This is a genomic window from Marinobacterium maritimum (assembly GCF_039523155.1).
Lineage (GTDB): Bacteria > Pseudomonadota > Gammaproteobacteria > Pseudomonadales > Balneatricaceae > Marinobacterium > Marinobacterium maritimum.
In genome coordinates, this window is record NZ_BAAAET010000006.1 from 59,471 (window position 1) to 82,182 (window position 22,712).

General features: G+C 61.7%; 19 protein-coding genes. 10 read left to right on the forward strand and 9 right to left on the reverse strand.

The annotated features are described in order from the left end of the window. Nucleotides 1–3 precede the first annotated feature (3 nt). From ABD013_RS16765 to ABD013_RS16775, 3 genes are read left to right on the forward strand one after another with little or no spacing between them, the layout of a single operon-like run. A complete protein-coding gene (locus ABD013_RS16765; RefSeq protein WP_343808651.1) occupies nt 4–1,464 on the forward strand; it encodes a di-heme oxidoreductase family protein in 1,461 nt (486 codons plus the stop codon). Next, complete coding sequence (locus tag ABD013_RS16770) at nt 1,464–2,540, forward strand: imelysin family protein (RefSeq protein WP_343808654.1); 1,077 nt, start codon at nt 1,464–1,466, stop codon at nt 2,538–2,540. The genes ABD013_RS16765 and ABD013_RS16770 overlap by 1 nt, the downstream gene beginning before the upstream one ends. After that, a complete protein-coding gene (locus ABD013_RS16775; protein ID WP_343808813.1) occupies nt 2,530–3,642 on the forward strand; it encodes a DUF1513 domain-containing protein in 1,113 nt (370 codons plus the stop codon). The genes ABD013_RS16770 and ABD013_RS16775 overlap by 11 nt, the downstream gene beginning before the upstream one ends. 100 nt (nt 3,643–3,742) lie before the next feature. Here ABD013_RS16775 and ABD013_RS16780 read toward each other — a convergent pair whose 3' ends face one another. From ABD013_RS16780 to ABD013_RS16815, 8 genes are all read right to left on the reverse strand, one after another. Then, a complete protein-coding gene (locus tag ABD013_RS16780; RefSeq protein WP_343808657.1) occupies nt 3,743–6,115 on the reverse strand; it encodes a Lon protease family protein in 2,373 nt (790 codons plus the stop codon). A 143-nt stretch (nt 6,116–6,258) separates the two neighbouring features. Beyond that, complete coding sequence (aroE, locus tag ABD013_RS16785) at nt 6,259–7,089, reverse strand: shikimate dehydrogenase (protein ID WP_343808659.1); 831 nt, start codon at nt 7,087–7,089, stop codon at nt 6,259–6,261. 1 nt (nt 7,090) lies between these two features. Next, nucleotides 7,091–8,005 (reverse strand): oxygen-dependent coproporphyrinogen oxidase, encoded by a 915-nt coding sequence (hemF, locus tag ABD013_RS16790; RefSeq protein WP_343808662.1) that lies wholly within the window; start codon nt 8,003–8,005, stop codon nt 7,091–7,093. 32 nt (nt 8,006–8,037) lie between these two features. Then, complete coding sequence (gene tsaC / locus ABD013_RS16795; protein WP_343808665.1) at nt 8,038–8,595, reverse strand: L-threonylcarbamoyladenylate synthase type 1 TsaC; 558 nt, start codon at nt 8,593–8,595, stop codon at nt 8,038–8,040. A gap of 81 nt (nt 8,596–8,676) precedes the next feature. Further along, entirely contained in the window at nt 8,677–9,741 is a 1,065-nt protein-coding gene (purK, locus tag ABD013_RS16800) for a 5-(carboxyamino)imidazole ribonucleotide synthase (RefSeq protein ID WP_343808668.1), read from the reverse strand. 5 nt (nt 9,742–9,746) lie between these two features. After that, the gene (gene purE / locus ABD013_RS16805; protein ID WP_343808671.1) at nt 9,747–10,235 is read right to left on the reverse strand and encodes a 5-(carboxyamino)imidazole ribonucleotide mutase; all 489 of its coding nucleotides are present in this window, start codon (nt 10,233–10,235) and stop codon (nt 9,747–9,749) included. Between the two features lie 174 nt (nt 10,236–10,409). After that, nucleotides 10,410–11,507 carry a DNA-processing protein DprA gene (gene dprA / locus ABD013_RS16810; protein WP_343808674.1) on the reverse strand — a complete coding sequence of 366 codons (1,098 nt, stop codon included), beginning with the start codon at nt 11,505–11,507 and terminating at the stop codon, nt 10,410–10,412. A 22-nt stretch (nt 11,508–11,529) separates the two neighbouring features. Then, nucleotides 11,530–12,564: a LysM peptidoglycan-binding domain-containing protein gene (locus ABD013_RS16815; protein WP_343808677.1), complete on the reverse strand. Its 1,035-nt coding sequence runs from the start codon at nt 12,562–12,564 to the stop codon at nt 11,530–11,532. A 163-nt stretch (nt 12,565–12,727) separates the two neighbouring features. Here ABD013_RS16815 and def point away from each other — a divergent pair, with 163 nt between their 5' ends. The 5 genes from def (at nt 12,728) to ABD013_RS16840 (ending at nt 18,446) form a co-directional block, all read left to right on the forward strand. Continuing rightward, nucleotides 12,728–13,246 (forward strand): peptide deformylase, encoded by a 519-nt coding sequence (gene def / locus ABD013_RS16820; protein WP_343808680.1) that lies wholly within the window; start codon nt 12,728–12,730, stop codon nt 13,244–13,246. A gap of 66 nt (nt 13,247–13,312) precedes the next feature. Beyond that, entirely contained in the window at nt 13,313–14,263 is a 951-nt protein-coding gene (fmt, locus tag ABD013_RS16825; protein ID WP_343808683.1) for a methionyl-tRNA formyltransferase, read from the forward strand. Next, nucleotides 14,256–15,614, forward strand: a complete 1,359-nt coding sequence (gene rsmB, locus ABD013_RS16830) for a 16S rRNA (cytosine(967)-C(5))-methyltransferase RsmB (RefSeq protein WP_343808686.1) — start codon at nt 14,256–14,258, stop codon at nt 15,612–15,614. Before fmt ends, rsmB begins: the two co-directional genes overlap by 8 nt. Then, entirely contained in the window at nt 15,611–16,987 is a 1,377-nt protein-coding gene (trkA, locus tag ABD013_RS16835; protein WP_343808689.1) for a Trk system potassium transporter TrkA, read from the forward strand. Before rsmB ends, trkA begins: the two co-directional genes overlap by 4 nt. A gap of 10 nt (nt 16,988–16,997) precedes the next feature. Then, entirely contained in the window at nt 16,998–18,446 is a 1,449-nt protein-coding gene (locus tag ABD013_RS16840; RefSeq protein ID WP_343808691.1) for a TrkH family potassium uptake protein, read from the forward strand. Between the two features lie 22 nt (nt 18,447–18,468). Here the strand turns inward: ABD013_RS16840 and ABD013_RS16845 are convergent, their stop codons facing one another. Continuing rightward, entirely contained in the window at nt 18,469–19,365 is an 897-nt protein-coding gene (locus ABD013_RS16845) for a lysophospholipid acyltransferase family protein (RefSeq protein ID WP_343808694.1), read from the reverse strand. A 171-nt stretch (nt 19,366–19,536) separates the two neighbouring features. Here ABD013_RS16845 and glyQ point away from each other — a divergent pair, with 171 nt between their 5' ends. Further along, complete coding sequence (glyQ, locus tag ABD013_RS16850) at nt 19,537–20,502, forward strand: glycine--tRNA ligase subunit alpha (protein WP_343808697.1); 966 nt, start codon at nt 19,537–19,539, stop codon at nt 20,500–20,502. Next, nucleotides 20,502–22,550, forward strand: coding sequence for a glycine--tRNA ligase subunit beta (gene glyS, locus ABD013_RS16855; protein WP_343808700.1), 2,049 nt, complete (start codon nt 20,502–20,504; stop codon nt 22,548–22,550). Before glyQ ends, glyS begins: the two co-directional genes overlap by 1 nt. The last annotated feature ends 162 nt before the right edge of the window (nt 22,551–22,712 follow it).

Sequence of the window (22,712 nt, forward strand, 5' to 3'; positions counted from 1 at the left end):
TCGATGACCCGTTCTGCACTCAGCCCGACAGGCCTGCCCTCCTTCAAAAGGGCCTCTCGGCTGGCCCTCTGGCTGGCGTTGTGCACCAGCCAGGCCGCCATGGCAGTGGCAGCCAATTCGGACCGGGCTGATTTCAGTCCCAACCGGCTCGGTCCATCCTTTTCCGCAGCCGAGCGCAAAGCCTTCATGCAGCCTGTCGAAGGTCTTCCCTTCGAACAGCGCATGAACTTCGTGCTCGGCCGCGCCATTTTCGAAAAGCTCTGGGTTTCATCACCGTCATCGACCACCGCCAGTGATGGCCTGGGACCTCTGTACAATGCCCGTTCCTGCGTCCAGTGCCATATCAACAACGGCCGCGGCATACCACCGGACGAGCAGGGCAGCAGCAACCGCAACGGCCTGCTGATCCGTTTGGGTATTCCCGGCAATGGGCATCAAACACCTCTGGGCGTTACCCCCGAACCCACCTATGGCACTCAGCTGCAGACCTTTGCCGTAGCCGGTCTGCCGGCCGAAGCCAGCCTCCAGCTTGAATACCGTCATCACAGCGTCGAGCTGAACGGCGGCGAACGGGTTGATCTGCGCCAGCCGGTGTATCAGCTGACCCGGCCCGGTTACGGCGAGGTCCACCGGCAAACGCAACTGTCACCGCGCCTGGCACCGGCCATGATCGGGCTGGGGCTGCTGGAGCTGATCCCGGACGCCGACATCCTGGCCCGCGAGGATCCGGATGATCGCAATGGCGATGGCATCTCGGGTCGCACCAACCGCGTCTATCACCCGGATCATGAGCAGCGGCAGCTGGGGCGGTTTGGCTGGAAGGCAGGGCAAGCCGATTTGCGCCTGCAGAATGCCAGTGCACTGAACACCGATATCGGCATCTCCAATCCCGACTACCCCCTGCCTGCCGGCGACTGCACGACGGCTCAGCCAGCCTGCCTCAACGCGCCCAACGGCAATACCGAAGCGCAGGGCGGGCACGAAGCCTCGGCAGAGATGATGGCCGTGCTGCTGTTCTATACTCAGCACCTGGCGGTACCGCTGCGTCGCCAGCCGCAGCATCCCGACGTGCTGGCCGGCGAGCGACTGTTTGCCGAGGCAGGCTGCAGCCAGTGTCATACACCGTCCCAGCGCACTGGACAGGCCCCCGACCGCCCCGCACTGAGCAACAGGACCATCTGGCCTTATACTGACCTGCTGTTGCACGATATGGGCGCAGGACTGGCCGATGGACGTCCCGAATTTGCCGCCAGTGGCCGTGAATGGCGTACCCCGCCCCTGTGGGGGTTGAGTCACCATCAAGCCGTTAGCGAAGAGCGTGCCCTGCTGCATGATGGTCGCGCTCGTACCCTTGCCGAAGCCATACTCTGGCACGGAGGGGAGGCGGAAAGTGCCCGTGAGTATTTCCGCCAACTGCCCCCGCAACAGCGTAAGCAACTGATCTCGTTTCTGGAGTCACTCTGATGCAATCAACTCACTCCCGCATGTGGCCGCTCTGGCTGGCCACCACTGGCCTGGTGCTGGCAGCGGGGCTTGCCCATGCCGACTCTTACCAGCCGGACTGGTCCCGTTTCAACCACCAGGCCGTGCAGCAGCATGTACTGCCGCGATATGCACAGCTGGACACCACGGCGGACGCCTTGGCGCAGTCCTCAGCGGCACTGTGCCAGACACCAACCGAACAGACGCTGGAGGCGACTCGCGCGGCCTGGCGTGATGCCATGCAGGCCTGGCAGGGCATCCAGCACGTGCAGTTCGGCCCCGTACAGTTTTTGATGCGCAACTTCGGCCTGGAGTTCTGGCCCGACCGCAAGAACATCGGGGCACGTCAGCTGCGCCAGGCGCTGGCATCCGACCAGCCCTACGATGCCGAGTTCTTCCGCCACGCCAGCGTTTCCATCCAGGGCTTCCCGGCACTGGAACGCCTGCTGTTCAGTGATGATGCTCTGGAACGACTACAGCAGGATCGCAGCTGCGAGCTGACCCGGGCCACCGCCAAACACGTCGCTCAGGTCAGCCATGCGATTCATCAGGAATGGCAGGCTCAGGCCACTGAGGAATTTCCGCTGCAACAGGATAGCGCAGTCGCTGCCGAACTGGCCGTGGAGCTGATGGCATCACTGGTAGAGCCGATCGAGGCGATCCGCGACAGCAAACTGGGCAAGCCGATGGGTGAAACGGCCCGCGCGGCCAAACCCAAACTGCTGGAAAGCCACCGCAGCGGCCACTCCCTGGCCAACATCCGCAGCAACCTGGCGGCGCTGAACGAGCTCTACCAGGGGACCGAGCCCAGTGTGGACCAGCTGCTGCAACAGGCCGGCGCCTCTGATCTGGCACGCGATATCCGCCTCAGTTTCAGCAACATCAACCAGTCACTGGACCAGGTTCAGACACCGCTGAAAACCGCCATTACCCAGGCGGAATCGCATGCCCAGCTGGTCAGCGTCACCGCTCAACTCAAGCAGCTGAGTGAACAGCTGGACAGCGCCATGAACGTGCTCGGTATCCAACTGGGGTTCAACAGCCGTGATGGAGACTAACCGCCGCCATTTTCTGGGTCTGCTCGCTGCAGGCCTGATGCTGCCCGCCACCGGCGTACTGGCCGGCACCGCCTCGAGCAGGGGCGTACTGGTCAGCGCCGCCAGTGACCGCAAGCAACACTGGTTGCTGGTCACCGACGCCGAAGGGCAAACCCGGTTGCGCTACCCGCTGCCGGAGCGCGCCCATCACGTCGAGCTGCATCCGCAACAGCCCTGGGCTGCCGCCGTGGCGCGGCGTCCGGGCCGCTTCATCGAAGTGGTCGACTATGAAACCGGCCAGCAGGTCAAACGCATCGACGCCGGCGAAGGTCACCACTTCTACGGCCACGCCCTGTTCACGCCGGACGGCCGCTGGCTGGTCAGCACCGAAAACGATCTGGCCAGCGGCCAGGGGCAGGTGGTGATTCGCGATGTCAGTAACCACTTCGCCCAGATAAGCCGTATACCAAGCTATGGCATAGGCCCACACGAGCTGTTATTGAACGGGGACGAGGTAATCGTAGCCAATGGCGGCATCCTGACACGACCCGATCGGGGCCGCGAGAAACTCAATCTGGACAGCATGAACCCCTCGCTGGCCTACATTGACCTTGGCTCCGGCAAGCTGCTGGAACAGGTCGGCATGGCCGCTGAAGAGCATCAGCTCAGCATCCGCCACATGGATCGTAATGCGGCCGGTACAGTGGCGATCGCGCTGCAGTACCAGGGCCCTATCAGCGACAACAAATCGCTGGTGGCGCTGCATCGGCGGGGCGAAGCGCTCAAGCTGCTGCGGGCACCCGAGCCGATCAACAACCAGATGGAACAGTATGCCGGCAGCGCCCGCATCGACCGCTCAGGCAGGGTCGCGGCTGTGTCGGCGCCAAGGGGCAACCTGATCACCTTCTGGGATCTGGAGCAGGATCGGTTCATTACGTCCATGCGCTGTCGCGACGGCTGCGGCCTCAGTGCCACCAACCAGGACGGCGAGTTTCTGGTCAGTTCAGGGACCGGCCATCTGTACCGCATGCGGCCGCTGGACAACCTGCGCGAGCGCCTTCCACTGGACCCGGTAGCCGCCCGGCTGGCCTGGGACAACCATATGAGCCTGCGCTTGGGATAACAGGTCGCCGAAGGATATCGGAAGGGAGCATGCGGGCTGCCTCTGCAGCCCGCTGTAATCAGAGGGCCGTTTTCTGGTCAGTCCCTCCACATTACTGGACTCACGCCTTGGCCTTGGCCAGCTCACGCAGCCGCTTCACCACCTGGGCATTGATGCTGCGCTGGGTGAAGTGACCGTCCTCCTTGCGCACACCTGCCGCGCGGCCCATCAGAATCTCCAGGCATTCATCGACACTGGAGACAGCGTAGATATGAAACATGCCATCCTCCGCGGCCTGTACCACTTCATCCTTGAGCATCAGGTGCCGCACATTGGCGCGCGGAATGATGCAGCCCTGCCAACCGGTCAGACCGCGGGTTTTGCACAGGTGGAAGAAGCCCTCGATCTTCTCGTTGACGCCCCCTATCGCCTGCACTTCACCGTACTGGTTGATCGAGCCAGTAATGGCGTACTGCTGGCGGATCGGGATATGGGTCAGGGCGGAGATCAGCGTACAGATCTCCGCCAGGGAGGCGCTGTCGCCGTCGACGTAACCGTAGGACTGCTCCATCGCCAGGCTGGCCGACAGCGCCAGCGGGAAGTCACCAGCGTACGTGTGGCCGAGGAAGCCGGACAGGATCAGCACGCCCTTGGAGTGGATCGGCTGCCCCAGGGCGACTTCACGTTCGATATCGACGATCCCCTTGTTGCCCGGATGTACCGTAGCGGTGATCCGCGCCGGGCTGCCGAAGGAGACGTCGCCCACCTGCAGCACAGTCAGGCCGTTGGACTTGCCGATGGCTTCGCCGTCGGTATCGATCAGCACCGTCTCGTTGAGAATGCTCTCCAGAATCTTCTGTGACAGCCGCCCGGTACGGCGCTCCTTGGCCTCCAGCGCCAGCTCCACATGGTCGGCGTTGATCAGGGCATCATTCTGTTCGCGCCGGCGGAAGTCGGATTCACAGAGCAGGTCCACCAGTTCCCCCACATGGGCCGAGAGCAGGTCCTGATCACCAGCCAGGCGCGAGCTGTGTTCCACCAGCCGGGCCACCGCGCGGCGGGTCAGCGGGGCCAGGTTTTCCTCGCTGGCCAGGGTTTTCATCAGGCGCGCATACTGGCGAATGGAGTGGGGCGTACGGTGCACATCCTCGTCGAAGTCGACCACCACGCGGAACATCTTCTCGAAGTCGTGATCCAGCTCCTGCAGCAGGTAGTAGGTATCCCGTTCACCGACCAGTACCACCTTGACCTTGAGATTGGCCGGCTGGGGACTCAGCGTGATGGTGCTGATGCCGGTGTACTCGTTGACCGGATTCTCGATGCGAATCTCGTGTGCCTTCAGCGCCCGCTTCAGCGCCGCGTAGACGAACGGCTGCTCCAGCAGCTTTTCCGCCTCCAGCACCAGATAGCCGCCGTTGGCCCGATGCAGGGCACCGGATCGGATCAACGTGTAGTTGGTCACCATAGAGCCCATCTCGCTGATGTACTCGACCCGGCCGAACAGGTTTTCGTAGCTGGGGTGGGACTCGAACACCACCGGCGCACCCTTGGTCTTGTGGTTGTCGACCAGCAGGTTGAGTCCGTAGTTCTGCTCCAGGTACTCGCGGCGCACCACGTCGCTCTTGCCCTCCAGTGCGCCATCCTCGCCGAGCAGATCACTGGCGTTGCGGATCAGGTCGGCCTCGATATGTTTGAGGTAGTCGACGATGCCGCCGATATTGGCGTACTTGTCACGCAACGGCTGGATCAGCGGCTCCACGGCCAGGCGCGCGGTTTCCCGATCCAGCACCTTCATCTGTTCGGCGGCCTCGCGGCGCCACACCGGCAGCCCGGTCAGGCTGTCGTTGAGCATCTCTTCCAGCTCGGAGATATGTGCCTGGATCGCATCGCGGTCGTCCTCGGGCAGCTGGGAGAAGGCCGCTTCATCCATCGCCTGGCCGTTGGCCACCGGGGTAAAGCCCACATTGGCACCATCCCGATAAACGGCAATGCTGTACTCACGTCCCTTGCGCTCGACCCGGTTCAGCGCGTCATCGTAATGGCGATTGAAGTCACGCTCGATCTGGCTCTTCATGCGCTGGTAGGCCGGGTTCTCGTAGGCCGCCGGCAGCTCGGCCAGCACACTGTCGAGCAGGTGGCGGATATCCCGTTTCAGCTGACCGGCCCGGCCGGCGGGCAACTCCAGCACCACCGGATAGCGATTGTCGCTGAGGTTGTTCAGATAGCACCAGTCGCTGGGCTTGCTCTGCTTCTTGGCGGACGCTTTCAGGCTCTCCATGGCGAAGGAGAAACGGCCGGTATGCGGGTTACCCATGACGAAGAGGTTATAGCCGGGGCGCTGCATGCCGATGCCGAACGCCATCGCCTCGATGGCACGGTCCTGGCCGAAGAAACCGGCAAAGGGCTCCAGGGATTCGGTGGTCTTGAAAGGCAGGAGTTCAGGGTCGCAGGTACGATAGAGCGCCGCAGGCGCCAGTGGCAGATGCTTGTCCATGCGCGTACTCCACTAACAGAGGGTGTGTCTCTGTTATACCGCCTCGCATTTACCGGATGCAAGGCGCCAGTGCCAAAGAGCATGGAAAAAGGCGTTCAGATTCAGTGGGCTAGCACCAGAGCCTGACGCCTTGATGAAACCTGTCAGCCGGCTGTGAGGGCCGCGCGCATGGCCGCGATCACCGGCGCCGTGTCAGGCTGAACACCGCGCCAGATACGGAAGGACTCGGCCGCCTGTTCCACCAGCATGCCCAGGCCATCGATCACCCGGGCCGCACCCAGCTCGCTGGCCCAGCGGCAGAAGGGGGTCTGCTCGGTACCGTACATCATGTCGTAACAGGCAGTGTTGGCACCAACCGTTGCTGACGGCACCGGCGGCAGCTCGCCCTGCAGGCTGGCCGAGGTACCGTTGACAATCAGGTCGAACGCCTCGGCGGGCACCTGATCGAAGCCGCAGGCCTGCACCCGGCCATCCTCGGCAAAGAGTTCGGCCAGGGTCTCGGCACGCGCGACCGTGCGGTTGGCGACCAGAATGGAGTTCACCCCGGCCGCCAGCAGCGGCTGGAGTACACCGCGCACGGCACCACCGGCACCGAGCACCAGCACCCGAGCACCGTTCAGCATTACACCGTTGTTGTCTGCCAGATCACGCACCAGGCCGATACCATCGGTGTTGTCGCCGGCGAATCGGCCATCGTCCAGTCGATACAGGGTATTCACCGCACCGGCCAGCTCGGCACGCTCGCTGCGCCACTGCGCCAAGGCCCAGGCCCGCTCCTTGAATGGCACGGTGATGTTCAGTCCCTTGCCGTCGCCCTGCAGGAAGCGCTCTACCGCTGCCTCGAAGTCGTTTTCCTCGATATGCTCGGCCGTGTACGTCAGTGCCTGTCCGGTCTGCTCGGCAAAGCGGGCATGGATCTGCGGCGACTTGCTGTGCGCAATGGGGTTGCCGAACACGGCATAGCGATCCGCCATCTCAGACCTCCAGCCAGTTGCGCGGCTGCAGATAACGTTCGTACAGCACCGCTTCCTCGGTCCCCGGCTCGGGTTTCCAGTCGTAGTCCCAGCGTACTTCCGGCGGCAGTGACATCAGGATCGACTCGGTACGACCACCGGACTGGAGACCGAACAGGGTGCCGCGGTCCCAGACCAGGTTGAACTCCACGTAGCGGCCGCGACGGTGCAACTGGAAGTCACGCTGGCGTTCACCATAAGGGGTGTCCTTGCGCTTCTCGATGATCGGCAGCAGCGCCGGCACATAGGCGTCACCGATCGACTGCATCAGGGCAAAGCTCTTATCGAAGCCCAGTTCGTTTAGATCGTCGAAGAAGAGGCCACCGATGCCGCGCGGTTCCTGGCGGTGCTTGAGGTAGAAGTAGTCGTCACACCACTGCTTGAAGCGCGGATAGATATCCTCACCGAAGGGCGCACAGGCATCATGCGCCACCTGGTGCCAGTGACGGCAGTCTTCATCATTACCGTAGTAAGGGGTCAGGTCGAAACCGCCACCGAACCACCAGACCGGTTCCTCGCCTTCCTTCTCGGCGATGAAGAAACGTACATTGGCATGGGAAGTCGGCACATAGGGGTTATGCGGGTGGATTACCAGGGAGACACCCATCGCCTCGAAACTGCGACCGGCCAGCTCGGGACGGTGTGCCGTCGCCGAACCGGGCAGGGCATCACCGTGTACATGGGAGAAGTTGACCCCGCCTTTCTCGATCACCGCCCCCTTGCTGATCACGCGAGTGCGACCACCACCACCTTCGGCTCGCTCCCAGCTGTCCTCGACAAAACGACCTTCGCCATCTGCCTGCTCGAGGGCGGCGCAGATGCGATCCTGAAGGTCAAGCAGGTATTGTTTCACCAGTTGTGCATCAGGTGCCGACATAATCTCTCTCCATCAAAGTTAGCGAATACTTACTACGCCCTGATCGTTTGCATATCGAGGATATTGCGAATCACTGTAGGCTTGTCCAGGCCACCAAGTTCACCCGGCAATATAAAATCGAGCTCAGCACCGAAGTAAGTACTGACTTTCAATTTTGACCTTGCCGGCTCGGCCGCGCTGCGGTTGGCTGACGTCGATACCAGGGGGCCACCATATTCCCTGCACAGTGCCTGTACCAGCGGATGGGCACTGACTCGCACAGCCACCGGGCTGTGACAGCCCTTGACCCAGCGCGGGATCAGGTTCTTCGGATCCGGCAGCAGCCAGGTATTCGGGCCGGGCCAGGTGTCGCGCAGGCATTGGCGCTGCTCATCACTTAACGGGGCCAGCAGAGGCTCGATCTGGGATTCATTCGCCGCGACCAGGATCAGTCCCTTGTGCTCGGGACGTCGCTTCAGCTCCAGCAGCCGCTGTACCGCCTGACGGTTGTAAGGATCACACCCCAGTCCCCAGACCGCTTCGGTCGGGTAGGCGATGACACCACCGCCATTGATGCAGCGTACCGCTTCCTTGAGTTGCCAGTGATTCATGTGTACACCACCGCGAAGAAAGGGAAGAGGGAGCCGCAGCATCTCAGCCGCGGCTCCGTGGAAAGTCTTGTGACAGGCGTATCAGCCCTGCAGCTGGGCAAGGCTCCATTCGAATGCGATCTTGTCCTCGTCATCGACCAGCGCCTGCAGCGCCTTGAGGCTGTCGATCAGCGAGGCCACATCGGGGCGGCAAATGTTGACGTGACCGACCTTGCGGCCCGGACGAATTTCCTTGCCGTACCAGTGCACGTGCACGCCCGGCACCTGCAGCCACTCGGGTTTCCAGTTTCGACCCAGCAGGTTGTACATCACCGACACGCCATCCACCGGTGGGGTGATCAGTGGCAGGTCGGCCAGCGCGCGCAGGTGCAGCTGGAACTGGCTGATGGCCGAGCCTTCCTGGGTCCAGTGTCCTGAGTTATGCACGCGGGGCGCCAGCTCGTTAACCAGCAGCTTGCCATCGACCACGAAGCACTCCATCGCCATGACACCGATGTAGCCCTCGTCATCCATGATGCGCCCCAGCCACTCTTCGGCGTTCTGCTGCTGCTCCGCCGGTACCGGCAGGTTGGCCACGCTGGCACGCAAGATGCCGTTTTCATGCCAGTTGCGGGTCAGCGGGTAGAACACCTTCTCACCGGCGGCATTGCGCGCGCCGACCAGGGAAACTTCATGACTGAACGGGATCATCGCCTCGGCGATGCACTCACCGGCCCATTCCGCTTCCGCCTGGTCGCCTTTCTGCCAACGCCACTGTCCACGGCCGTCATAACCGCCACGGCGGCGCTTGACGATCACCTTGTCGGCAACTGATTCCAGCTGCGCATTCAGGTCACCATCTTCCAGACTGACCCAGGGTGATGTCGGTACCTGCAAGCGATCCAGCAGTGCCTTCTGGCGCTGGCGATCGATCACCATGTGCAGGGCAACCTTGTTGCGGAAGTTCGGGTGCTGCTTCAGCTGCAGGCCGCTGACACTGTCGGACCAGTGTTCGATTTCGACGGTGATGACATCATCCGGACGCAGGCCCAGTTCGATATCACCATTCGGATCCACCGGCATCACGTCAAGCTGCATGGGCGCACCGGCCTGCTGCAGCATCTGGCCCAACTGACCGTTACCGGCAACGACGATTCGTGGCAGCATGGCAATCAACCTCGCGGATCGGGATTATCGAGAACAGTCTGAGTCTGAGCCTGGCGCCAGTCAGCCAGGCGCTGAGCCAGCGCCTTGTCTTCAGTCGCCAGCATCTGTGCCGCCAGCAGGCCGGCATTGAAGGCACCGGCACCACCGATCGCCAGCGTACCGACCGGCACGCCACGCGGCATCTGCAGGATCGACAGCATGCTGTCCTGACCGTTCAGCGCCTTGCTCTGTACCGGCACACCCAGTACCGGCACCAGCGTCTTGGCCGCGATCATGCCCGGCAGGTGGGCCGCGCCACCGGCGCCAGCGATGATCACCTTGTAGCCGTTATCGGCGGCCTGCTCGGCGAAGCGGAACATCTTGTCCGGCGTCCGGTGCGCAGACACCACCTCAGTGTGGTACTCAACGCCCAGGGTATCGAGGATTCCGGCCGCTTCCTCCATGGTGGGCCAATCCGAACGCGAACCCATCACGATCGCCACTTTTGCACTCATCTGTTACTCCCGTCATCACTCTGACTGCGCAGCAGGGCAAGGGCGCCGCCACTACACGTACGGTCTGGCTTCCGGCTTGGCCGGAAAAAAGGAAAGGGCGCAATTATAGCAAGCACTGGATGAAAATTCCCCACCTGTCGAGCGGCGAATCGCCAGACAGAGTTTCCAGCGCTCCTAGCGCAACCGGCGTACCCGTGAACCACTCAGTTCAATATAGCCATCCAGTTCCAGCAGCATCAATGTTGCCTGCAACTCGGCCACTGGCAACTCGAGTTCTACTGCCAACGAGTCCAGCCAAATGCTGTCAAAAGGAATCTGTTGCAACAGCGGACTGGGGGGCGGGGCTTCAACCGAACTGGCAACGTCTCCAGCCACTAACAGGGACCCCATCAGTGAGCCCAGCTGCTCAATGATCTGATCAACCTGTTCAACCAGAATCGCGCCTTCTCGAATCAAGGCATGGCAGCCCCGACTGAGCGGATGATGGATGGAGCCGGGTATGGCAAACACCTCGCGCCCCTGCTCCAACGCCTGTCGGGCCGTGATAAGCGAACCGCTGCGCAGAGCCGCCTCCACCACCAGGGTACCCACGGCAAGGCCGCTGATGATCCGGTTACGCTTGGGGAAGTTGCCAGGCAATGGCGCCGTACCGGGCGGATATTCGGAGACGATGGCGCCACCCTGCTCAACAATCGCAGCGGCCAGGGCCTGGTGTCGCCGAGGATAGACCTGATCCAGCCCGGTGCCCACCACTGCGGTCGTGGGCGCCTGCCGATCAACACAGGCGCGATGCGTCGCGGCATCGATGCCCAGCGCCAAGCCACTGACCGGTATCACGCCCGAAGCCGACAGCGCAGTGGCGAATTCGTAGGCCAGACGCCCCCCTTCGCGACTGGCCTTGCGGCTACCCACCAGCGCCAGTTGTGGCAAGCTCAGCACACCGGGATCCCCCCTGATCCAGAGCACCAGGGGCGGGTCAGCAATCTGCCGCAACAATTCGGGGTAGTCGGGATGGGGCAGGGGCAGCAAATGCAGCTGCTCGGTCTCGGCATAGGCCAGCAGGGCTTCCGCCTGTCGATACAGCTCACCATGACGCTGATACTCATGCAGTGCAGCAAGCGTCTGCGGTCGCAGCCGACAATTCTGGGGCAGGGCGGTTTCGCCCCTGAGCAGGCGAGGAATATCGGTGCCTTCCTGGCGGAGTCGCGCCAGCGTCACCGGGCCAATGCCCGGCAACAGACTGGCTGCGATCCATTCCCTTGGATCGCTCATATCGAAGTCCTGAGTTAGTGAATCAGGGTACGCGCAGTTCGTCGCCGACCGAGATCACATTGGTCGCTTTCATCACCAGCGCATAACTGACACGATCAAAGGTCTTGAACACCATCAGCTCACCGGCACGCTCCGACGGCAGCTCGACGATATCACCGTTGACCGGATCCTTGACCGCTTCGCCCTTCTTGAAGATGGCAAACACATCGCCGGGCTCCAGCCCTTCATACTCGCCGGCACTGATCGCGACAGCATCGAACTGACCAATTTTAGCCACACCACCCAGTACATCGATGATCACACCGTCACTGAGCTCGCCACCCGGCTGCGGATGGAAAACGGACTGGATCCGCTCAGAGCCGCTGGGCAGCAGACGGTCGCGGGCACGCACCTCTTCACGGGTCTTGTGCAGATCCAGGGTGATGACATCCCCCTCGGTCGCCGCCACTGCAACGTCAGCCACCTTGTACAGCTCATAGCCCAGGAATTCACCGGTAACCGGATGAGTATACTCACGTGCCGGGCGGTACAGCGTCTGCTGCTCGACCTCTTCATCGATCAGGGTGCCACGGGCGTAAACACGATCGCCGGCCCCTGCAATGATGCTCTCGTTACGACCACCGATCACGTACGGCGCCGCTGCAAGCTCATCGCCCTGAGTCACCAGGTTATCGTTGAGGAAACTGGCGATATCACGCAGCGGGATCGCCGGCACCGGCTGGGCCAATGTCTGCACGCGTACCTGGGGGCTCAGCTTGCGAATACCACGGCGCAAGCCAAGTCGCGGCTGACCATCGACCCAGGTCAGGTAGATCTGGTCACCCGGATAGATCAGGTGAGGATTGTCGATCTGCGGGTTTACGTTCCATACCTCTGGCCAGCGCCAGGGGCTTTGCAGAAAACGGCCTGAGATGCCCCAAAGGGTATCGCCCTTGACCACCACATACTCGGTCGGGTGGTTTTCCTGCAACTTCAACCGGTCTGCGCGCTCGGCAGCGGAGGCGATTCCCGCCAGCATCAGGCAGGCGCCAACCACGCCATACAGCAATCCTCTCATTGTTCAGCTCCCTTGTACGATTATGGCCTCAGACAACCCGCCGTTTCCACGTGCTCATGGCCTGCAAAGAAATGCATTAGACAAGTAATTCAGTATAATGATGGCAGTTGATTTTTTTTGCCACTCAAGGGGCGGATTTTACCGCCCGAAAAAGCAGATACCTATGGCCAAGCTCAATATTCTTGAATTTCCTGATCCGCGTCTAAGAACCATCGCCGAGCCGGTAGAGCAGGTCGACGACGAGATCCGCCAACTGGTCGACGACATGTTCGAGACCATGTATGACGCCCCGGGCATCGGCCTGGCCGCCACCCAGATCAATGTGCACAAGCGCGTGGTCACGATCGACATTTCGGAAGACAAGAGCGAACCGCTGGTTCTGATCAACCCTGAATACACCGTTTTGCAGGATGAGCTGGAGCAGATGCAGGAAGGCTGCCTGTCGGTACCGGGCTTCTACGAAGATGTCGAACGCCCCAACCGCATCCTGCTCAAGGCGCTTGGTCGCGACGGCGAGCCCTACGAACTGGAAGCGGAAGGCCTGCTGGCAGTGTGTATCCAGCATGAACTGGACCACCTGAACGGCAAGTTGTTTGTCGACTACCTGACCGCACTGAAGCGCAACCGCATCCGCACCAAGCTGGAAAAAAAGCACCGGCTTGAAGCTCACCACCAGGCCTGAGTGGCGCTGGCATGATCCGAAACAGGTTTGCGCAGGCAAGCCTGTTTTTGTATGGAGTCCCGATTGATGAGTGATACCCCTCTGCGCATTGTCTTTGCTGGCACCCCGGAATTTGCCGCCGAGAGCCTCGCGGCTGTCCTGAACACCGAGCATCAGGTCGTGGCCGTCTACACCCAGCCCGACCGCCCCGCAGGCCGCGGGCGCAAGCTGCGCCCCAGCCCGGTCAAGGCACTGGCCCTGGAACACGACCTGCCGGTCTACCAGCCGCTCAGCCTCAAGGACAGCGAACAGCAACAGATTCTCGCGGATCTCGATGCCGACCTGATGATCGTAGTGGCCTACGGCCTGTTGCTGCCGCAAGCCGTGCTCGACACACCTCGGCTCGGCTGCATCAATGTGCATGCATCATTGCTGCCGCGCTGGCGGGGCGCCGCTCCCATCCATCGCGCACTGCTGGCCGGTGACGCCACCACCGGCATCACCATCATGCAGATGGATGCCGGCCTGGATACCGGTGACATGCTGAGTAAGTCTGAATGCGCCATCGAGGCCTCTGATACCAGCGGCACGCTGCACGACCGTCTGGCGGTACTCGGTGCTCAGCTGCTGGTCGACACCCTGGCACCACTGGCCGCCGGCACTCTGACGCCGGAGCCCCAGAACAACGATCTAGCCACCTATGCCCACAAGCTTGAAAAACAGGAAGGGCAGATCGACTGGAGCCTGCCGGCGGCAGAGATCCAGCGCCGGGTACGTGGCTTCAACCCCTGGCCGGTCTGCTTTACTCGTCTCGCCGAGGACAACCTGCGCATCTGGTCGGCCGAAATTGACCCGGCAGACACTGACGCCGTGCCAGGCACTATTGTGGCGGCCGATGGCGACGGTATTAGCATCGCCTGCGGACAGGGCTGTCTCCGCCTGACCCAGCTCCAGCTACCCGGCGGCAAAGCCCAGCCGGTCAAAACCCTGCTTAATGCGCACAAGGAGCGTTTTGCCCCGGGAGTTCGCCTTGGCTGATCCGATCAACATTCGCGCCCTCGCAGCCGGGGTACTGGCGCCGCTGTTACGCCAACATGGTTCCCTGAGCACCCATCTGCCCGATGCCCTGGAGCACTGCCCTCCCCAGGACCGAGCGCTGCTTCAGCAGCTCTGCTACGGCAGCATGCGCGAGCTGTTCCGCCTGCAGGCAGTGGCAGGCAAACTGCTGAAGAAGCCCTTCAAGCCCCAGGACATGGACCTGCAAGCGCTGCTACTGGTCGGGCTCTGGCAGCTCAGGTCCAGCCGCATTCCGGCCCACGCCGCCTTGCATGAAACCGTTGAAGCGACCCAGACGCTGAACAAGGCCTGGGCCAAGAAGCTGTTCAACGCCGTACTGCGCCGTTATCAGCGCGAGCGGGACGCCCTGGAGCAGGCACTGGCCGATGATCCATGTTTCACGTGGAACCATCCTCAATGGTTCATCGACAAGCTCAGCCACAACTGGCCGGACCACTGGCAAGCCATCCTGAGCGCCAATGACCAGCAGGCGCCGTTGACCCTGAGGGCCAATGAGCGCCAGCAGTCACGCGATCAGGCTTTGGCACAACTGGCCGACGCCGGTATCGAGGCCGAGCCTTGCCGCTTCAGCAAAGCAGGACTGACCCTGGCCGAACCGATGGATGTGGCGGCCATTCCCGGGTTTACCGCTGGCCAGCTCAGCGTTCAGGATGAAGCGGCGCAACTGGCCGCCGAGCTGCTGGCAGCCACGCCCGGCGAACGCATTCTCGATGCCTGTGCGGCACCGGGAGGCAAGTTGTGCCACCTGCTGGAAGCCACACCCAGGCTGCAGGAAGTGCTGGCCATTGAGCTCGAACCGGCCCGTGCCCAACGCATCGCAGACAACCTGCAGCGCCTGGGGCTGGAACTGGAATGCCGCGTCCTGACTGCCGATGCCAGCAGCCAGGACTGGTGGGACGGCACCGCCTTCGATCGCATTCTGGTCGATGCCCCCTGCAGTGGCACCGGTGTCATCCGCCGCCACCCCGATATCAAGTGGCTGCGCAGGGGTGACGAGATCGCGGCACTGGCACAGGTGCAGCTCAACATCCTGACCAACCTGTGGCAGATGCTGAAACCAGGCGGGCGCCTGGTGTACGCCACTTGTTCCATCTTCAGCCAGGAGAACGAGCGTATCATTGAGCGTTTCCTGCGCCAGCACGACGATGCCCGCCATCAGCCGATCGAGGCGGAGTGGGGCGAGGCCCGCCCCTTTGGCCGCCAGCTGTTCCCACAGGTCAAAGGGCATGACGGTTTCTACTATGCCGTTCTAGACAAGGCCGTTCTGGACAAGGCCACCCTGAACAAAGCGACGGACGATTCGAACGCATGAAGATCATCATTCTGGGCGCGGGCCAAGTCGGTGGTTCTCTGGCCGAACATCTGGCCAACGAAGCCAACGACATCACCGTGATCGATACCGACAGTGCCCGACTGCGTGAACTGCAGGATCGGCTCGATATTCGCACCATCGAAGGTAAGGCGTCCTATCCAAGTGCGCTGGAGCAGGCCGGCGCGCAGGACGCTGACATGCTGATCGCCGTGACCAACAGTGACGAGGTCAACATGACCGCCTGTCAGGTGGCCCGCGCACTGTTCAACGTCCCGACCAAGATCGCCCGCGTGCGTGAACATGACTACCTGCAGCGCGACCATGCCATGTTCGGTGAGAAGGGGATCCCGGTCGATGTTCTGATCAGCCCTGAGGAGCTGGTGACCCAGCATATCAAGCGCATGATCCAGTATCCGGGCGCCCTGCAGGTACTGGACTTCGCCTCTGGCCAGGCCCAGCTGGTAGCGGTCAAGGCCTACTATGGAGGCCCTCTGGTGGGCCGCGAGATCTCCTTCCTGCGCTCACACATGCCCAATATCGATACCCGCGTGGCCGCGATCTTCCGCCAGGACCACCCGATGATCCCGAAGGGGGATACGGTGATCGAGGCCGATGACGAGGTATTCTTCATCGCCGCCCGTCGCGACATTCGTGCAGTGATGAGCGAGTTGCGCCGTCTTGACCGCTCCTACAAGCGAATCATGATCGCCGGTGGCGGCAACATCGGGGCTCGCCTGGCCGGATCACTGGAAAGTGACTACCAGGTCAAGCTGATTGAGCGCAGCCTGGATCGCTGTAACTGGCTGGCGCGTGACCTGAATAACACCATCGTGCTGCACGGCAGCGCCTCCGACCGCGACCTGCTGGTCGAGGAAAACATCGAGGACACTGATGTCTTCTGCGCCCTGACCAACGACGACGAGGCCAACATCATGGCCTCGATGCTGGCCAAGCGACTGGGTGCCCGTACCGTGATGACTCTGATCAACAACCCGGCCTACGTGGATCTGGTACAGGGTGGGGTGATCGATATCGCCATCTCGCCGCAGCAGACCACCATCGGTGCACTGCTGACCCACGTGCGTCGCGGTGATGTCGCGGCCGTGCACTCACTGCGTCGCGGTGCCGCTGAAGCGTTGGAGGCGGTTGCACACGGCGACAAACGCAGCTCCAAGGTAGTGGGGCGTGCCATCGAAGAAATCGATCTGCCGCCGGGCACCACCATCGGTGCCATCATTCGCGGCAGTGAAGTACTGATCGCCCATGATGACCTTGTGATCGAAAACAACGATCACGTGATCCTTTTCCTGGTCGATAAGCGGCGCATTGCCGAAGTGGAACGTCTATTCCAGGTTGGCCTGGCCTTCTTCTGAGGTTCTGTCGATGCACTTTCAAGTGATCCTGCGCATTCTTGGTATCCTGCTGATGATCTTCAGCATCACCCAGCTGCCCCCCCTGGCGGTCTCTCTCTACTATCAAGACATGACCCACTGGGCATTCAGTACCGCCTTTGCCATCACACTGGTCACCGGCTTCATTATCTGGGTACCCGTGTACGCCGTACGTCAGGAGCTGCGTATCCGGGACGGCTTTCTGGTCACGGTACTGTTCTGGACAGTACTGGGTCTCTTCGGTTCGCTACCGCTAATGCTGTCGGAACACCCGGGACTCTCCGCGGTGGATGCGGTGTTCGAATCCATCTCCGGCCTCACTACCACCGGGGCCACGGTAATGACCGGACTGGATGAACTGCCGCATTCCATCCTCTATTACCGTCAGCAGCTGCAGTGGCTGGGCGGTATGGGAATCATCGTCCTGGCCGTAGCGATCCTGCCGATGCTGGGCATCGGGGGCATGCAGCTGTACCGTGCCGAAACTCCGGGGCCGGTCAAGGACAACAAGCTCACTCCCCGCATTACGGAAACCGCCAAGGCGCTCTGGTACATCTACCTGTCACTGACTGTTACTTGTGCGCTAGCCTACTGGCTGGCCGGCATGACACCGTTCGATGCCATCGGCCACAGCTTTTCCACCGTTGCCATTGGTGGCTTCTCCACCCATGATGCCAGTATCGGACACTTCGACAGTGCCGCTATCGAGGCAATTGCCATCTTTTTCATGGTGATCGCCGGCATCAATTTCGGCCTTCACTTTGTTGCCTGGCGTCACCGTACGCTGCTGCACTACCTACAGGACCCCGAGCTCCGTTTTTACCTGTCACTGCTGGGATTGATTACGCTGCTGACCCTGTTCGTACTTGTAATCACCGAGACCTATCCCGCCATAGACTCACTGCGCAAAGCCTCATTTATGGTGGTATCCGTCGCCACTACCACGGGCTTCGCTACTGCTGACTTCGCCCACTGGCCGGCCATGCTGCCGTTCATGCTCTTCGTTATGGCGTTCGTCGGTGGCTGTGCCAGCTCGACCGCGGGGGGCATGAAAGTAATCCGCATATTGCTGATCCTGAAACAGGGCTACCGGGAGATCCTTCGCCTTATCCACCCCAATGCAGTGATTCCGGTCAAACTGGGGCAAAGAGCCATTCCGGACCCTATCCTGCAGGCGGTCTGGGGCTTCTTTTCGGTTTACCTGATCGTGTTTGTGGTGATGCTAATAGCGCTGCTGGCCACCGGGCTGGATCAGGTGACTGCCTGGTCGGCAGTCGGTGCGACCCTGAACAACCTGGGTCCGGGGCTGGGAGAGGTGGCCGCCCACTTTGGCGATCTCAACCCGACCGCCAAATGGATTCTTTGCCTGGCCATGCTGCTGGGGCGCCTTGAGGTGTTCACCATGCTGGTGCTGTTCACCCCGGCATTCTGGCGCCGTTGATTGGTCGTACTACTGAGCATTTTTAGTCGTAAAAGCGGGGCGCGCCCTCAGGGCGCGTACTGAAACGACGGTACTCCCATTGGTACTGTGCCGGCAGGGCACGGACACATGCTTCTACCGACAGATTCATCGCCGTTGCTGCTTCCTCGAGGTTGCGACTGTTGATCCCTGACTCTGCCGCCACGAAATGCAGATCGAAGCCTTCCGCATTCGGCAACCGCTCGGCATAGCCACAGACCACGACTGCACCGGTCTGAGCCGCCAGCTGGGGCAGCAGCTTCATGGTCAGCGCCTGAACACCGAAGAAGGGCACATGGATACCGCCGCTGGCGTCGGGCTCCTGGTCCGGCAGGATACCGACCATCTCGCCGCGCTTGAGCGCCTTCATAACCATACGCACGCCACGGGTATCGGCCGGGGCCATCCGGGTGCCAAGTCGAGCACGCATGCGCTTGATCAGGTCGTCCATCAGCTTCATCCGCGGCGGCTTGTACATCGCAGTGAAGGGATACTGGGCGGACAGGTAAAGATTGAGCACCTCCCAATTACCCAAATGAGGTGCGATAAGGATAACCCCCTTGCCCGCAGCAACCGCCTCGGTAATCAGCGATTCATTGTGTACCTGACGAATCTTTTTCAGCGTGCGCTTGGCCGGCCAGAGCCAGGACATGCCCATCTCGCACAGCGAACAACCGGTCTGCTGCAGGCTGGCATGCACCAGCGCCTCGCGCTCGGACTCACTCCACTCGGGGAAACAGGCGTTGATATTGCGTCGCGTCTGCCGCGTCATCTTGGCTGCATCACCCTTGTGCCAGTAACGATCGCCCAGCTTGCGGCCCAGCGCCTGCGACCAGCGCAATGGCAGCAGAGACAGCAATCCCAGCAGGGCAACGGCCAACAACGACTTGATCAGCTTCACAACTTTCTCCATCCGGTATGCCTGGTGGCAGTGATTATAGACAGACCCGCAGGCAGGGGTAAGTATCGCGGGCCGGCGGGCAGAAATATGCCCCGGGGTCAAGCGGAGTAGGGCCATTCACCGCCGTGATCATGTATAATTCTGCTCCTATTTCGACCACATTCAACAGCAATGGTGATTTCCGTGACTGACAAGGTGACTCCAGACGTTAGCACATTCCAGGGACTGATCCTGGCCCTGCAGCAATACTGGGCCGAACAGGGCTGTGTCATCGTGCAGCCACTGGACCTGGAGGTGGGTGCCGGTACCTTCCACCCCTGTACCTTCCTGCGGGCGATCGGCCCCGAAACCTGGCGCTCCGCCTACGTGCAGCCCAGCCGCCGCCCGACCGACGGCCGCTATGGCGAAAACCCCAACCGCCTGCAGCACTACTACCAGTTCCAGACTGTACTCAAGCCTTCACCCGACAACATTCAGGAGCTCTATCTGGGCTCGCTTGAACATCTGGGCATCGACCTGAACGTACACGATGTGCGCTTCGTTGAGGACAACTGGGAGTCACCAACCCTGGGCGCATGGGGACTGGGCTGGGAAGTCTGGCTCAACGGCATGGAAGTGACCCAGTTCACCTACTTCCAGCAGGCCGGCGGCCTCGAGTGCTACCCGGTGACCGGCGAGATCACCTACGGCCTGGAACGCATCGCCATGTACCTGCAGAACGTGGACAGCGTCTACGACCTGGTCTGGGCGCGTCATCCGGACGGCAGCACTGTCAGCTATGGCGATGTTTTCCATCAGAACGAAGTGGAGATGTCGACCTACAACTTCGAACATGCCGATGTCCCGGCCCTGTTCACCAACTTCGATCACTACGAAGCCGAGTGCCAGAAACTGCTGGCTGCCAACCTGCCGCTGCCTGCATATGAAATGGTGCTCAAGGCGTCGCACACCTTCAACCTGCTGGATGCCCGTCACGCCATCTCCGTGACCGAGCGTCAGCGCTACATCCTGCGTGTGCGCACCCTGGCCCGCGATGTCGCACATGCCTATTTCGAAGCACGCCGCGCCCTTGGTTTCCCGATGGCCCCCGACGCGATCCGGGCAGAAGTTCTGGCTGCCTGTGAGGAGGATAAGTAATGTCCCAGCACGATTTTCTGGTTGAACTCGGTACCGAAGAGCTGCCGCCCAAGGCGCTGAAGACCCTGTCCGGCGCCTTCCTTGATGGCATTACCGCCGGCCTGGATGCCGCTGGTATCGGCTACACCGAAGCCCGCCCCTATGCCGCGCCGCGCCGCTTGGCCGTGCTGCTGACCGGTATCCAGCTGCAACAGCCCGACCGCCAGATTGAAAAACGCGGCCCGGCGACCCAGGCCCCCGAGAAGGCGGTGCAGGGCTTTGCCGGCTCCTGCGGCGTTGGTATCGACCAGCTGGAAGTGATGGAAACACCCAAGGGCAGCTACTACGTCTACCGCGGCGTAGAGCAGGGGCAGAGCACCGCCTCCCTGCTGCCGGGCATCGTCTCCGAGTCCCTGAACAAGCTGCCGATTCCCAAGCGCATGCGCTGGGGTTCGTCCCGCACCGAGTTCGTACGCCCGGTCAAATGGCTTTGCATGCTGCTCGGTGACGAAGTGGTCGACGCCGAGATCCTGGGCCTCAAGGCCGGTCGCAAGACCCGTGGCCACCGCTTCCACTACAATCAGGATATCGAGCTGATCGCCCCGGCCGACTACGCCCGCGTACTAAAGGAAACCGGTAAGGTGATCGCCGATTTCGCCGAGCGTCGCGAACTGATTCGCGAGCAGGTGATCCGTGAAGGCGAGCGCATCGGTGGCACCGCGCAGATCGACGAAGACCTGCTCGATGAAGTCACCGCACTGAACGAGTGGCCAGTGGCGCTGACCGGTCGTTTCGAGGAGCGTTTCCTCGATGTTCCGGCAGAAGCACTGATTCTCTCCATGAAAGAGAACCAGAAGTACTTCCACGCGCTGGACGCCGACGACAAACTGATGCCGTATTTCATCACCCTGGCCAACATCGAGTCCAAGGACCCGCAGCAGGTGATTGAGGGTAACGAGAAGGTCATTCGTCCGCGCCTGGCCGATGCCGCCTTCTTCTTCGAGACCGACAAGAAGCAGCCGCTCGACGCACGTATCGACAAGCTCAAGTCGATCGTATTTCAGCAGCAGCTGGGCACTGTTTTCGACAAGAGCCAGCGCATCGAAGGCCTCGCGGCCGCCATCGCCGAACTGATCAACGGCGATGCCGGTTATGCTCGCCGCGCCGCTCAGCTGAGCAAGTGCGACCTGATGACCGACATGGTGTTCGAGTTCACCGAACTCCAGGGCCTGATGGGCTATCACTACGCGCTGCATGATGGCGAGCCGGAAGAGGTCGCTCAGGCGATGGACGAGCAGTACAAGCCGCGCTTTGCCGGTGACGAACTGCCCGCCAGCCGTACCGGTATCGCGCTGGCGATCGCCGACCGCTTGGATACCCTGACCGGCCTCTTCGGCATAAATCAGCCGCCGACCGGCTCAAAGGACCCGTTTGCGCTGCGTCGTGCTGCCCTTGGCGTGCTGCGCATCATCGTCGAGCACAAGCTGGACCTGGACCTGCATCAGCTGCTGACCCTGGCGGCTGAACAGCACGGCGAACTGCCGGGCAGCGAAGGCCTGGCCGACCGCGTGCTGGACTTCATGCTCGAGCGTTTCCGCGCCTGGTATGACGATCGCGGCATCAGTGCCGAGACCTTCCTCGCCGTGCACGCACTGCGTCCGACCAGCCCGCTGGACTTCGACCGTCGTATCGAAGCGGTCAGCCACTTCCGCAACCTGGCGGAAGCTGAAGCCCTGGCCGCTGCCAACAAGCGCGTCAGCAATATCCTCGGCAAGCAGAAAGGCGAGATCGCCACCGACGTCGATACCGACCTGCTGCAGGAAGACGCCGAGAAGGCACTGGCCTCTGCACTGGCCGAAGTCGAACACGACCTTCAGCCGGTGTTCGAGCAGGGCGACTACCGCACAGCGCTTGAGAAACTCGCCGCACTGCGCGAGGTGATCGACAGCTTCTTCGATAACGTCATGGTAATGGCCGACGACGAAGCGATCCGCGCCAACCGCCTGGCACTGCTCAAACGCCTGCGTCGACTCTTTCTGGGTGTCGCCGATATCTCGCTGCTCGGCTAATCAACAAGCCTAGCCGGAACAGTTGAATCAAGCCCCGCACCCGCGGGGCTTTTTTGTGGATCGCTATGCCACGAGGGCACAGAGGCCTTCCTGTTTCACGTGGAACCCCACCTTCAATCTATCGCTGTTCTCGACCTATACTCTGAATAGCCCCCAAGGTTC

Bases quoted from the DNA above. Each gene is read 5' to 3' on its own strand.
- ABD013_RS16765 (WP_343808651.1), top strand. From the start codon at position 4: ATGACCCGTTCTGCACTCAGCCCGACAGGCCTGCCCTCCTTCAAAAGG.
- ABD013_RS16770 (WP_343808654.1), top strand. From the start codon at position 1,464: ATGCAATCAACTCACTCCCGCATGTGGCCGCTCTGGCTGGCCACCACT.
- ABD013_RS16775 (WP_343808813.1), top strand. From the start codon at position 2,530: ATGGAGACTAACCGCCGCCATTTTCTGGGTCTGCTCGCTGCAGGCCTG.
- ABD013_RS16780 (WP_343808657.1), bottom strand. From the start codon at position 6,115: ATGGACAAGCATCTGCCACTGGCGCCTGCGGCGCTCTATCGTACCTGC.
- aroE (WP_343808659.1), bottom strand. From the start codon at position 7,089: ATGGCGGATCGCTATGCCGTGTTCGGCAACCCCATTGCGCACAGCAAG.
- hemF (WP_343808662.1), bottom strand. From the start codon at position 8,005: ATGTCGGCACCTGATGCACAACTGGTGAAACAATACCTGCTTGACCTT.
- tsaC (WP_343808665.1), bottom strand. From the start codon at position 8,595: ATGAATCACTGGCAACTCAAGGAAGCGGTACGCTGCATCAATGGCGGT.
- purK (WP_343808668.1), bottom strand. From the start codon at position 9,741: ATGCTGCCACGAATCGTCGTTGCCGGTAACGGTCAGTTGGGCCAGATG.
- purE (WP_343808671.1), bottom strand. From the start codon at position 10,235: ATGAGTGCAAAAGTGGCGATCGTGATGGGTTCGCGTTCGGATTGGCCC.
- dprA (WP_343808674.1), bottom strand. From the start codon at position 11,507: ATGAGCGATCCAAGGGAATGGATCGCAGCCAGTCTGTTGCCGGGCATT.
- ABD013_RS16815 (WP_343808677.1), bottom strand. From the start codon at position 12,564: ATGAGAGGATTGCTGTATGGCGTGGTTGGCGCCTGCCTGATGCTGGCG.
- def (WP_343808680.1), top strand. From the start codon at position 12,728: ATGGCCAAGCTCAATATTCTTGAATTTCCTGATCCGCGTCTAAGAACC.
- fmt (WP_343808683.1), top strand. From the start codon at position 13,313: ATGAGTGATACCCCTCTGCGCATTGTCTTTGCTGGCACCCCGGAATTT.
- trkA (WP_343808689.1), top strand. From the start codon at position 15,611: ATGAAGATCATCATTCTGGGCGCGGGCCAAGTCGGTGGTTCTCTGGCC.
- ABD013_RS16840 (WP_343808691.1), top strand. From the start codon at position 16,998: ATGCACTTTCAAGTGATCCTGCGCATTCTTGGTATCCTGCTGATGATC.
- glyQ (WP_343808697.1), top strand. From the start codon at position 19,537: ATGGTGATTTCCGTGACTGACAAGGTGACTCCAGACGTTAGCACATTC.
- glyS (WP_343808700.1), top strand. From the start codon at position 20,502: ATGTCCCAGCACGATTTTCTGGTTGAACTCGGTACCGAAGAGCTGCCG.